We start from the raw sequence: 12,947 nt of genomic DNA on the forward strand, positions 1-12,947 counted from the left end.
GCTATTTTCCTCTGCCTGCGCAGCGCCCGATCAATGTCCTGATTGGAACCCATGCGCAGGTTTCGATTTGTGCAGTGACTGTGAACAGCCGTTCAAGGAAACGCCACGCCGATTCATCATGTACGAGATGATGCGTGAGCAGGCCGACCGGTTCGTCATCGAATGCATGCTGCAAGTGCGCGATGATTGCCTGGACCAATAGGCCGTGATCGCGACAGCCGCGCGTGCCATGCCAATCCATGATGTCGACATTGCTGTTGATGACCGCCAGTGGAGCCGGCTTCGGCGGCCCGAAGACCGACAACGCCGCAAATTCTATTGATCCAAGGTCGGATACGAGGTCGGCGTCGATCCTGTTCCAGGGGGGCACGAGCATCGGGACGGCGCGCGCGCCGTGCAGGTCCGTTAAGTGCGACAGCCCGCCAGCCAATTCATCGAGGACGGCCTCGCGTGGCCGATGGGCGCCGAGTTCCTGCTTTTTCTGGCCTTCGGGCGCATGATTTCGATGCGCCCAGCCATGGATGGCGACTGTGGCATGCGGCGCCTCGTCGAGCCGGGCGACAAGCTTCTCATCCGTGAAAGCCGGAATGACGGCCAGAGTGGCAGGAACCGCGAATTCACCGGTGAGGTCGAGCAGCCGATCAAGCGCGGGCATAGGATCCACGGCATCATCGTCGCGCAGCCAGAACTCTGACTTACGACCCGCCCCTTGCCGGCCCGCCAGTTCTTCCACCAAGGGCTGCCAGATCCGATCGGACGATGTCATGAGACCGAGATCTTCGGAAGAAGTTCGGCCAGATGCGCCGCTGCAACGTCGAGGGAACGTTCTTCAAGGATGAAACGTCTGGCTTCTTCAGCCATGATGGTTCTCTCGTCTTTACGGGCCAGAAGCCTTTCAATGGCAGAAGCGAAGGCCGCCACATCGTGCGGCGGGGTGAGAAATCCGGTCTGGCCATCTCGTACAACTTCCGGCACGCCGGCGATGTCCTGAGCCACCACCGGAAGGCCGGCGGCCTGTGCTTCAAGATAGGCAACGCCATAGGCCTCCCCGTAACCCGGCCAGACGTAAATTCCTCCACCGTAGAGGACATCCGGCACGGCGGCTGGGTCAATCGCGCCAAGCCATTCGATACGCTCGGCGGCAAAGCCGGCGAATAGCGCCTTGACGTCCTCACGGGCAGGCCCGTCGCCGACGACCGACATGGTCCAGGGCAGATGGCCGATCTGACCGAGCGCTTGCGCCAGCATGCGATAGCTTTCGACTTTGTCGCCCGGTCGCATCATGGCAACAGCAACGAGGCGCGTCGGGCAACCTCGTGCCGGCATTTCATGGAAGACCGATGTGTCGATGAAGGGTGACAGCATATGAAGAGCGACCTGGGGTATCGCATCTGCCAATCCCTGACGATCCCTTTGCGTGAAGCAGATGTTCAGCGCCGCCTGTTCGACGGCTTGGACCACCAACGCTTGCGTATCAGCCCACAAACCGGCATTGCGTCGCCTCGAATAGGAAGCTTCCGCTGTCACATATGGGACATCAAAGGTCGACGCCAACTCGGGCCCGATCAGGTCGGGCGCCTTGTAATAGGGATGATAGCAGAACCATAGATCGGGCTTGCCGTCACGGTCCCAAAGCCGGGCCAGCCGCGCGGCTTCCTCTCGGGCCTCTATCTTGAGCGCATCGAAACTTTTCGGCTCCGGTTCGCGTAGATAGAAGCGCAATTCGGATGCCAGTTCGACGCTGTGTCCTCCATGCTCCAGCGCCTTGACCAGCATGCGTGCCATCTGGCGGTCGCCGGAGGCAACGGAATGATTGGGTGACTTCAGCGGCGCGTAGAAGGCAATTCGCATTGCGCGACCCTATCATCGGAAAGCATGCGCAAGTCAATTTCGAAGCATCATCGACTGCACCTTCAAGCAGCGGAATGTGCTATCTGATGCTCATGGAAACAGCTGCCGCCTCGGACCCGTTTGTCGCTTCTCTGCCGGTCTTCGCAAAGTTCGAAAGCGTGGCCGACATCGACAACTATCGGCCTCTCCCCGATGGCTGGGCGCTGGCAACAGCCGACATTGTCGGCTCGACCAAGGCGATCGAGACGGGACGCTATAAAACGGTCAATATGGCCGGCGCCAGTGTCATTTCGGCCCTGCTCAATGCGCTAGGTCGGCAAGATCTTCCCTTTGTCTTCGGCGGCGACGGGGCGCTCGTGGCCTTTCCCGGCTCGGCGATGGAGCCCACCCGCAAGGCGCTGGCGGCTGTCCAGAGATGGGTGGCGGACGAACTGGACCTAACCCTGCGTGCCGCAATCGTGCCGATAGCGGATATTCGAGCGCAAGGCCTCGACGTTCGCGTGGCAAGGTTCCAAGCATCAGATGCCGTCTTTTATGCCATGTTCGCCGGCGGCGGTGGCAGTTGGGCGGAAGCCGAGATGAAAGCGGGGCGCTACCGCATCGATCCTGCTGCGGCCGGCGCACGGCCGGATCTGACCGGCCTGTCCTGCCGCTGGAACCCGATCGAAACCCGGCACGGCGAAATCGTCTCGATCATAGCCACACCGGGCTCGTCGCGCGACCTGCGCGGTTTTCAGTTTCTGGCGTCCGACATCATTGCCCTTGCCGCCAGGCAGGAACGCGGTGGCCACCCCGTGCCGGTGAACGGGCCGGGTTACAGCTTGCTGCCCGCCGGCCTCGATATTGAGGCGCGGGCGACGGCGCCGGCAGGACTGCGGTGGCTGTCGAAGTCGTGGATAGTGTTCCTGATGGCGCTTACGGCCGTCACCGACAGATATGGCTGGACAATCGGCAGTTTCGATCCAAAGATCTATAAACGCGAAGTGGCCAGCAATTCGGATTTCCGGAAATTCGACGACGGCCTGAAGATGACCATCGACGTTGACGCTGATGTGTTGCAACGGATCGAGAAGCGGCTCAAACAGGCGGAAGAGGCGGGCATCTGCAACTATGGCCTGCACCGCCAGAAATCGGCCTTGATGACATGCCTCGTCGCCTCGCCGCTGCACCGCGACCACGTTCATTTCATAGATGGTGCCGCCGGCGGCTATGCAATGGCGGCCGCAAACCTGAAGGCAAAGTTGCCGGTCTGATGACGGCTTGCGAGAATCCATTTTCCCAAATATGCCTCGGCCATGGTTCCTGGGACTGGTAAGCCGCGCCTGGCAGCGGCCAGCCTGTCCCAATTAACGGGAAAGCAGATTTTGGGCGCTTCACGATCGGCATATGACCGTCTGCTGAACCGTATCTCGACGCACGCCGCGCAAGTCGGCGTGATCGGATTGGGCTATGTCGGGTTGCCGCTGGCAATTGCGGTCGCACGCGCCGGCTTCCCGGTTTTCGGCTTCGACATCGAAGCCCAGAAGGTCGAGAGTCTGAACAACGGCCAATCCTACATCGAGGCGGTGACGTCGACAGCCCTTGCCGGCCACGTGGCGAGTGGACGGTTCCGCGCCACGGCGGATTTTGCCGAACTGTCAAGCTGCGATATCATCATCATCTGCGTTCCGACACCGCTGACGAAAAACCGTGAGCCGGACCTGTCCTTTGTCAGGAACACAACTGGCGTCATCGCAAAGCATCTGCGTCTCGGTCACCTCGTCGTGCTGGAATCTACCACCTATCCCGGCACCACCGACGATGTGATTAAGCCCATACTGGAAGAAACCGGCTTGCAGTCGAAGATAGACTTCTTCCTCGGCTTCTCGCCCGAACGCGAGGATCCCGGCAACCGCAACTTTGAAGTCGCGACGATCCCCAAGATCGTGGCAGGTGACGGCATTGACGCGGCGACGCTCGTCAAGGCTTTCTACCAATTGGTGGTCAAAACCGTCGTTCCGGTTTCCAGCACGGCGACCGCCGAGGCAGTCAAGCTGACGGAAAACATCTTCCGCTCAGTCAACATAGCCCTCGTCAACGAATTAAAGGTCGTGCTCGGCGCCATGGGTATCGACATCTGGGAGGTGGTCGAGGCGGCCAAGAGCAAGCCCTTCGGCTACATGCCTTTTTATCCTGGCCCCGGGTTGGGCGGGCACTGCGTTCCGATCGATCCCTTCTACCTGACGTGGAAGGCGCGCGAATACGAACTGCCGACCCGCTTCATCGAGCTGGCGGCAGAGATCAACACCGCCATGCCGCGTCACGTGGTCGATGAACTTGCCAAAGCGCTGGACCGGCGCCGCGGCAAGGCGCTCAGCCGCTCGCGCATTCTCATCATCGGGCTCGCCTACAAGAAGAATGTGCCCGACATCCGCGAAAGCCCCTCATTGCGACTCATTGAACTCATCGAGGAACGCGGCGGCAAGGCGGAATTCCACGATCCGCACGTTCCCGAGATCCCTACCACACGGGAGCATATGGCCATCAGGGGGCGCCGCTCGCTCGAGTTGACCGAGGCGGCGTTGAAGGATTTCGATGCTGTCGTCGTTGCAACCGACCATGACGCGATCGACTATCAGGTAATCGCTGATCACGCCATTCTGATCGTCGACACACGCAATGTTTTTGGCCGTCTCGGGCTGCTCCGAGAGACGGTGGTGAAGGCCTGACGGCGCCCCAGCCGGCCACTTTCGCACGATGTCAGGATCGTGATTTCACTCCGGCCGCAGCTTCGCCACATAACGCAGGGCATGAATGCAGTTAAGCCTGTTCCTTGGTTGCAAGGACAGTCATTCAGAAGGTTCCTTCGCCGTCGCGGCCGCACCCAACCGTTGACTTCGGGGTATCTTTGGGTCGCTGGCGGACTGTGTTATGGCGGATCGAAGGATAATGGTTCCGTCTTCGACGGGTTTCGAGGTGGCATGAGCACGACGCGAGCAGAAATTTCCACAATTCTCATGGATAAGGTTGCCGACTGGCTTACTCAGTCGGCGTTGGCGGGCGACGAACTGGAAACATTGGTAAAGGGGTTTTGCGAGCGGCTGGCTGCTGCCGGCCTGCCGCTGAAGCGGGTGCATTTGAGCTTTTCGATGCTTCATCCGCTTTATGACGCGCTTGGCTTCACCTGGCTCCGCGGCCAAGGCATGGAAGTGGAAGGCTTCCGCAAAAAGGACGGCGTTCATTCCGACAGGTTCCTGACCAGCCCCTACTACCATCTGCTCAGCAACAAGCTCGACCATCTGCGGCGTCGGCTCGACCCGTCGGTCCCCTCGGAGTTTCCTGTTTTCGATGAACTCAGGCTGATGGGCGTGACCGACTACATGGCTTTCGTCCACCCCTTCAACGGCAATACCAGTCAGGGAATGATCGGCTCCTGGTCCACCGACAGTGCTTCAGGTTTCAGCGACAGCATGATTTCGGCGCTGCTGCGTATCCAAAACCATCTCGCCATCGCAACCAAGATGGCGGTGCTCACGAAGCTGGCCGACAACATGATGACCACTTATCTCGGCGGGGACGCCGGCAGACGCGTGCTGGACGGCCAGATCAAGCGCGGCGAGGGCGACACAATCCGGGCCGCACTGGTCATGGCCGATATGCGCGGGTCGACACGGCTTGCCGAAACCTCCGGCCGCGAAATCTACATCGATACGCTGAACCAGTTTTTCGACGCCATTGCTGCACCTTTCAATCGCAAGGGCGGGCAGATCATGAGTTTCATAGGTGATGGCTTCATTGCCGTCTACCCTTGCGAAAGGCATCGCTCGCAGTCCGAGATCGCCTGCCAGTCTGCTCTGGCGGCAGCGCACAAGGCCACTGCGCGCATGATCGATCTCAATCTGCGAAGAAAGGAAAAGGGGTTGCCCGATATAAAATTTGGCATCGGCCTGCATGTCGGCAACGTGATGTTCGGCAATGTCGGGCTTACCGATCGGCTCACCTTCTCTGTGTTTGGCTCGGCTGTAAACGAGGTCCAGCGTCTCCAGACCCTGACCAAGAAATATCCGCACCGCGTTCTCGCCAGCAAGGAGTTCGCCAGCTATTGCGGCGCCAACAGCTGGCTGACGCTCGGCACCGAGGAATTGGCGGGGCTCAAGCAGAAGCTGACGGTGCTTTCACCCGATCTGTCGGGCGCTCTCGCACTCGATGAGGATGGTGCGCTGGAGCCGATTTACGACCGGAGATCGGAGGCCGAGCAGGTCATGCTGCTTCATCGCGATGCAGCACGGCTGTCGCCGGGCGACCCCAGGAAGCTCCAGTAGCCCGCCTCAATCTGATCCGAATGCCTTTGGTATGCTGTCCTGTCGCCGGATAGCGCCACTGGCGCCCGTTTCGAATCCAAGTTGCTCTAGGCTGGCAATGCGCTAGTCTCGCTTTCTGGGTCTGCCGCCCGGCAGGGTCGGCAGCAGTAGGGCTGGGGTGAAAATGAATTCGGGCGTTGATCTACTGCGGATCGAGGATGTTGGCATCTCTTTTGCCATCATCGGGGGACCGTTGCATGCCGTCAGGCGCGCAAATCTTCGCGTCCTGCCCGGCAAGGTGACCGCGCTTGTGGGCGAGTCCGGTTCCGGGAAATCGGTTCTCAGCCAGGCAGTGATGGGCATTTTGCCGAAGACAGCCCATGTTCGCGGCCGTATCCTATTTTCGGATCCTGAAAAGCCCGGCACGACGCAGGATATCCTGCAAATGCCGCGCGATGGACCCGAGATCCGGGCGCTGAGAGGCAGCCGCATCGGCAAGATCTTTCAGGAGCCGATGACATCGCTGTCGCCGCTGCACACGATCGGCAACCAGGTCAGCGAATCCCTGCAGATTCATACGCCCATGGCTCGGGCAGAGCGCAAAGCGCGGACCGAGGAAATGCTCAGCCTCGTCGGCTTTCCTAATCCCAAGCGCGCCTATGACATGTATCCTTTTGAACTTTCAGGAGGATTGCGTCAGCGCGCCATGATCGCCATGGCGCTTATCTGCCGGCCCGCCCTGTTGATCGCCGACGAACCGACCACTGCGTTGGACGTCACCATCCAGGCGCAAATCTTGCAATTGCTGCGCGAGCTGCAGAGCAAGCTGAATATGGCGATGCTGCTGATCACCCACGATCTCGGCGTGGTCGCCAATGTCGCCGACGAGGTGGTCGTCATCTACCATGGCGAGATCATGGAAGCGGGACCTGTCGAGGCGATATTCCGCCGGCCAGGTCACCCTTACCTGAAGGGCCTGATGGCAGCTGTTCCGCATTTCGACCTGAAACCTGGCGAACGGCTAAAGGCGCTTCGCGAGGTGCCGGTGAATGTCGAGAACCTGCTCGGCAAGCAGACGGCGCCGGGATCGAAAGGGGCGGACGACATCCTGCTCTCGGTCAGGGATCTGGAAAAGGTCTACACCACCCGCAAGTCCGGATGGTTCGGCGGGAATCAGCAAACCTCTATTCGCGCCGTGGACGGCGTGAGCTTCGATATCAGGCGGGGCGAGTGCCTGGGTCTGGTCGGCGAAAGCGGCTGCGGCAAAACCACTGTCAGCAAGATCCTCATGCGGGCTGTCACCCCCAGCGGTGGCTCTGTGATCTTCAATGGCCGCGATGGACCGATCGACGTCTTGGAAGGCGAGAGAGAGGCCCTGCGCCTGCTGCGCGCGAAGATCCAGATGGTTTTTCAGGATCCGGTTTCGTCGCTTTCGCCTCGCATGACGGTGGAAAACATCCTGAGCGAACCGCTGGAAATCCATCAACGTGGCAATGCCGCGTCCCGGCTCGCCACGGTCAAGAGCCTGATGCAGGCAATCGGACTCGATCCGCGCTTCATCAAGCGGTATCCGCACAGTTTCTCCGGCGGGCAGCGTCAGCGTATCGGCATCGCGCGCGCGCTGGCCCTGGGACCCGAACTCCTGATCTGCGACGAGCCGGTTTCGGCGCTCGACGTCTCTGTCCAGGCGCAGATCCTGAACCTCCTCAAGGACCTGCAGAAGGAACTGGGCCTGACCTACCTGTTCATATCCCACAACCTGGCTGTGGTGGACTATATGGCGGATCGCATCGCGGTGATGTGCGGCGGGCGTATCGTCGAGCTTGCGCCGCGCGAAATTCTGCTCAGGAAACCGATCCACCCCTACACGCGCTCGCTGGTCGCCGCAGTACCTTTCCCCGATCTCGACAGGCCGATGGATTTCAAGACGCTGAAGCTCAGCGGCGCTTCCGACAGCAGCGCATGGGGACCGCAATTCCGTGACGAGGGCAACGAGGATGTGCTGTCGCCGCTCGATCTTGGCGGCGGCCACCTCGTGCTGGCCCGACGTTCGGCCAATGTCAGCGAGTTACGCCCTTGATCAGCCGGCGCACCGTCCTTGGGCTCATGGCTTCGGCATTTCTGCCGGGCACGGTGCGCGCTGGCGATCTGGAGCCGGAATTTCTTCAGCCGCTGTTGAAGGCCAGGGCACTGCCGGCCCTCGCCGAACGCTTGCCCAAGAACCCGCGCGCGATAAATCTCGCTGCGATGGGCCGGCAGCCCGGCCAATATGGCGGCACGCTGCGCACGATCATCGGCAGCCAGAAAGATATTCGGCTGATGACGATTTATGGGTATTCTCGCCTGGTCGGGTATGATGAAAAGCTCAATTTGCAACCCGACATTCTCGAGCGCTTCGACGTTGCGGATGATCGGGTCTTCACGTTCAAGATACGGGAAGGGCATAAATGGTCCGACGGTAGCCTGCTGACGTCGGAGGATTTTCGCTATTGCTGGGAAGATGTCTGGCTGAACGATGAGCTGTCGCAAGGCGGGCTCGCGCCCGCCCTGATGGCGGACGGCAAGCCGCCACGTTTCGAGATCGTCGATCCGTTGACGGTCCGCTATAGTTGGGATGCGCCCAATCCCGACTTCCTGCCTAAGCTCGCTGCCGCTTCGCCGCTATCGCTTGTCCTGCCGGCCGCCTATCTCAAGCAGTTCCACAAGAAGTACCAGGATCCATTCCGGCTCGCCGGCCTGATGAAGGAGAACCGGGCCCAGAAATGGACGCTCCTGCATATCCGCATGTCGCGGCAATACCGTCCGGAGAATCCGGAGTTGCCGACGCTCGATCCCTGGCAGAACCGCACCAAGCCGCCGGCCGAGCAGTTCGTCTTCGAGCGGAACCCTTTCTTTCATCGAACAGACGAAAATGGCAGGCAACTGCCCTATGTCGACCGGATCGTTATGAATGTCAGCTCCTCGGCGATCATTTCCGCCAAGACCGGTGCGGGCGAGAGCGACTTGCAATGCATGGGAATTGACTTCAGCGATTACTCCTTCCTGAAGGATGCCGAAAAGCGTTACCCGGTGAAGATGCACCTTTGGAAACGCACACAGGGTTCGCGGCTGGCGCTGTTGCCCAATCTGAATTGCTCCGACCAGGTGTGGCGCGGCCTTTTTCGAGACGTGCGCGTGCGCCGCGCACTTTCGCTCGCTGTGGACAGGCGCGAGATCAATTTGGCCGTGTTCTACGGGTTGGCGCAGGAAAGTGCCGATACGGTGCTGCCGGAGAGCCCTCTCTATCGGCCGGAATTCGCGAAAGCCTGGATCGCCCATGATCCCGACCAGGCCAATGCCCTGCTCGACGAGGTCGGGCTTAAGACGCGTGACGATGACGGGCTGCGGATACTTCCCGACGGACGCTCGGCGCAAATCATCGTGGAAACGGCCGGCGAAAGCACACTGGAAACCGACGCGCTCGAACTCATCACCGATCACTGGCGCAAGATCGGCATTGCTTTGTTCATCCGAACTTCACAGCGCGACATCTTCCGCAGCCGCGCACTTGGCGGACAGATAATGATGTCGATGTGGTCGGGCATCGACAATGGCGTGCCGACCGCCGACATGAACCCGAACCAGTTGGCCCCCACCATCGACGACCAGCTCCAATGGCCGCTCTGGGGTGCTCACTATTTGTCTAATGGCACGATGGGAGAGGCGCCCGATCTTCCTGAGGTGGTCGAGTTGATGGCTTTGCTCAAGCGGTGGAACGCATCGACCGGAGCCACCGAGCGCGCCGAAATCTGGAATTCGATGCTGTCGATTTACACCGATCAGGTGTTTTCGATCGGCACTGTGAACGGAACGCATCAGCCGGTACTTGTATCCTCGCGGCTGCGCAATCTGCCTGACAAGGCACTCTACGGCTATGACCCGACCGCCTATTTCGGTGTCTATATGCTGGATACATTCTGGCTTGGAGAGTCCTGAGCGTGCTTCGATATATTGTCTGGCGCATCGCCGTGATGGTTCCAACCCTGCTGATCATATCGGCGCTGGTGTTCACTATCATCGAACTTCCCCCAGGCGACTATTTCGATAGCTACGTTTCCGAGCTTCGGGCTCAGGGCGAGGCGGTGGATTCCGATCGCATCGAGATGATGCGGAAGGAATATGGTTTCGACAAGCCGCCGGTCATTCGCTACTTCTACTGGGTCGGAGGAATGCTGCATGGCGATTTCGGCTATTCCTTCGAGTATGAGCTGCCGGTTCGCGACGTCATCGGCGACCGAATGTGGCTGACCGTGCTGGTTTCCTTCGTCACGATCATCTTCACCTGGCTCATCGCCTTTCCGATCGGCATGTATTCCGCCACACATCAATACAGCTGGGGGGACTATGGGCTTACTCTCTTCGGCCTTCTCGGCCTTGCCATTCCGAATTTCATGCTGGCGCTGATCCTGATGTATTTCGCCAATATCTGGTTCGGCACGTCCGTCGGCCATCTCATGGACCCGCAATATCTCAGCGAGCCGATGAGCTGGGCCAAGGCCAAGTCGATCCTCGCCCATCTCTGGATCCCGGTCTTGATCATCGGCACCGGGGGCACGGCAAGCATGATCCGGCGGCTGCGCGCCAATCTGCTCGATGAACTGCACAAGCAATATGTCGTGACCGCGCGCGCCAAAGGCCTTCATCCCTTCAAGGCGCTGGTCAAATATCCGCTGCGCATGGCGCTCAATTTCTTCGTTTCCGACATCGGCTCTATCCTGCCGGCCATCATCTCCGGCGCCGAAATCACCGCGATCGTGCTGTCTTTGGAAACGACCGGGCCAATGCTGATCAGAGCACTGCAAAGCCAGGATATGTATCTGGCAGGGTCGTTCCTGATGTTCCTCGCCTTCCTCACGGTCATCGGCGTCCTGATTTCCGACCTGGCGCTGGCGCTACTTGATCCGCGAATTCGTCTACAGGGCGGCAGCACCAAATGAACACGCAATCGCCGCTGCCCGCTCCGGGTGCTCCACTGCAACACTACGTTTCCATCGCCCCCTTTGACCTGCAGTCGGTCGAAGCGATGACGTCGGAGCAGTCGAAGGTGTTTCAGGCGTCGCAGTTGCGGCTGATGTGGTGGAAATTCCGGATGCACCGGCTTGCCCTTGTGTCCGGAATATTCCTTGCGGCACTCTATTTCGGGATACTGATCTGCGAGTTCCTGGCGCCCTACAATCTGCACACGCGCAACATGGACTACATCTATTCGCCGCCGCAGCGGGTGCACCTGTTCCACGACGGGCAGTTCGTTGGGCCGTTCGTCTATGGCCGCCAGATGACGCTGGATATGGACACACTCAAGCGGAACTACAGCGAGAAGCACGATGACGTTCAGCGTATTCGTTTCTTCTGCAAGGGCGACAGTTACCGGTTCTGGGGCCTGGTCGAAGGCGACACGCATTTCGTCTGCCCTGCCGAAAACGGCCAGCTCTTTCTGGCCGGCACCGACAGGCTGGGGCGCGATGTGCTCTCTCGCATCATCTATGGCGCACGCATTTCACTGACAATCGGCCTCATCGGCATCAGTTTCAGCTTCCTGCTCGGCATCGTCATCGGCGGACTGGCCGGCTATCATGGCGGCATCTTCGACCTGATTGTTCAACGGATAATCGAAGTTCTGCAATCGATTCCCAGCATTCCGCTATGGATGGCTCTGGCCGCGATCATGCCGATAACCTGGAGTCCAATCCTGATCTATTTCGGCATCACCGTCATCCTCGGGCTGATCCACTGGACCGGACTGGCGCGGGCCGTGCGTTCAAAGCTTCTGGCCTTGCGCGAGGAGGATTATGTTCTGGCCGCGCAATTGATGGGCGCCACGAGCAGCCGCATCATCGGGCGGCACCTCATTCCCGGCTTCATGTCGCATCTGATCGCGACGGCGACGATCTCCATACCCGGCATGATCCTGGGCGAGACGGCACTGAGCTTCCTGGGGCTGGGCCTGAGGCCACCGACAACCAGCTGGGGTATCCTGCTGACCGAGGCGCGCAGCGTCAGCGTGATCGCGTTCTATCCATGGCTGCTTTTGCCGATGTTGCCCGTTGTTCTCGTCATCTTGGCATTCAACTTCCTCGGCGACGGCTTGCGGGACGCCGCAGACCCATACAAATGACATCGCCTATTCCGACGCCCGCCGGGCCGCCAAGTCCACCCGGTACGACCCTCGTTGGCAGCCTGTTTGGTGGTTGCAGTGTCCATCGTCGGCCTCTATATGCGGCGAGGCGTGATCGGAGTTTAATCGCGGGCATTACCGATTTCTTTATCTGGTTCAGGACACACAAAAGCATATGAGTCGTCTCGAGAATTTCATCAGCAGGATGACCGCACAGCGTGACATTCTCGATTACGTCTGCCCCGAGGTGGCGAAGATGGAAGGGTTGGTGCTCGAGCTCGGCCTCGGCAATGGCCGTACGTTCCACCATTTGCGCGAACGCCTGCCCGGGCGCCGGATCGTGGTGTTCGACCGCGAAGTCGGCGCACACGCCAGCTCAATTCCCGAAGCTGAAAACCTCGTGCTCGGCGAAATACGCGAAACGGGACGCAAGTTCATTGGCATCGACGCCGCCCTTGTTCATGCCGACATCGGCACCGGCTATGATGACCGCGATGCAGTGACCGCCACATGGCTTCCCGATTTGATCGCCAGCCTGCTTCGCGTTGGCGGCTTCGCTGTCAGTGGCACGCCGCTCGACCACCCGCTGCTGCAACGCCTTGCAGCGCCGACGTCGGAGCCCGCCGATCGTTATTTCCTCTGCAAGCGCTTGTGAGCGGCCG

The 12,947-nt window shown here is 60.0% G+C and carries 10 protein-coding genes; 8 read left to right on the plus strand and 2 right to left on the minus strand.

Features of this window, described 5'->3' with window-relative positions; translation table 11 throughout:
- Position 1: 1 nt before the first annotated feature.
- Entirely contained in the window at positions 2–766 is a 765-nt protein-coding gene (locus X742_RS162040; RefSeq protein WP_023770943.1) for a polysaccharide deacetylase family protein, read from the minus strand.
- The gene (locus X742_RS162035; RefSeq protein WP_023770944.1) at positions 763–1,851 is read right to left on the minus strand and encodes a glycosyltransferase family 4 protein; all 1,089 of its coding nucleotides are present in this window, start codon (positions 1,849–1,851) and stop codon (positions 763–765) included. Before X742_RS162035 ends, X742_RS162040 begins: the two co-directional genes overlap by 4 nt.
- Positions 1,852–1,943: 92 nt before the next feature.
- On the opposite strand from X742_RS162035, the gene X742_RS162030 reads away from it, so the two are divergent.
- The 8 genes from X742_RS162030 to X742_RS161995 all read left to right on the plus strand — a co-directional run bounded on the left by X742_RS162030 (position 1,944) and on the right by X742_RS161995 (position 12,940).
- Complete coding sequence (locus X742_RS162030) at positions 1,944–3,104, plus strand: DUF3095 domain-containing protein (protein ID WP_023770945.1); 1,161 nt, start codon at positions 1,944–1,946, stop codon at positions 3,102–3,104.
- Between the two features lie 111 nt (positions 3,105–3,215).
- Positions 3,216–4,559 carry a nucleotide sugar dehydrogenase gene (locus X742_RS162025; RefSeq protein WP_023770946.1) on the plus strand — a complete coding sequence of 448 codons (1,344 nt, stop codon included), beginning with the start codon at positions 3,216–3,218 and terminating at the stop codon, positions 4,557–4,559.
- A 252-nt stretch (positions 4,560–4,811) separates the two neighbouring features.
- Positions 4,812–6,152 (plus strand): adenylate/guanylate cyclase domain-containing protein, encoded by a 1,341-nt coding sequence (locus tag X742_RS162020; protein WP_023770947.1) that lies wholly within the window; start codon positions 4,812–4,814, stop codon positions 6,150–6,152.
- 163 nt (positions 6,153–6,315) lie between these two features.
- Positions 6,316–8,211 carry an ABC transporter ATP-binding protein gene (locus X742_RS162015; RefSeq protein ID WP_023770948.1) on the plus strand — a complete coding sequence of 632 codons (1,896 nt, stop codon included), beginning with the start codon at positions 6,316–6,318 and terminating at the stop codon, positions 8,209–8,211.
- Positions 8,208–10,106 carry an ABC transporter substrate-binding protein gene (locus X742_RS162010; protein WP_023770949.1) on the plus strand — a complete coding sequence of 633 codons (1,899 nt, stop codon included), beginning with the start codon at positions 8,208–8,210 and terminating at the stop codon, positions 10,104–10,106. The genes X742_RS162015 and X742_RS162010 overlap by 4 nt, the downstream gene beginning before the upstream one ends.
- Positions 10,107–10,108: 2 nt before the next feature.
- Positions 10,109–11,107 (plus strand): ABC transporter permease, encoded by a 999-nt coding sequence (locus X742_RS162005; protein WP_023770950.1) that lies wholly within the window; start codon positions 10,109–10,111, stop codon positions 11,105–11,107.
- Entirely contained in the window at positions 11,104–12,285 is a 1,182-nt protein-coding gene (locus X742_RS162000; protein ID WP_031247738.1) for an ABC transporter permease, read from the plus strand. The genes X742_RS162005 and X742_RS162000 overlap by 4 nt, the downstream gene beginning before the upstream one ends.
- Positions 12,286–12,460: 175 nt before the next feature.
- On the plus strand, positions 12,461–12,940 hold the full coding sequence (locus X742_RS161995) for a class I SAM-dependent methyltransferase (protein WP_023770952.1): 480 nt from the start codon (positions 12,461–12,463) through the stop codon (positions 12,938–12,940).
- Positions 12,941–12,947 lie beyond the last annotated feature (7 nt).

It is taken from the genome of Mesorhizobium sp. LNHC229A00, assembly GCF_000502415.1.
In the GTDB taxonomy this organism is placed as follows: Bacteria; Pseudomonadota; Alphaproteobacteria; order Rhizobiales; family Rhizobiaceae; genus Mesorhizobium.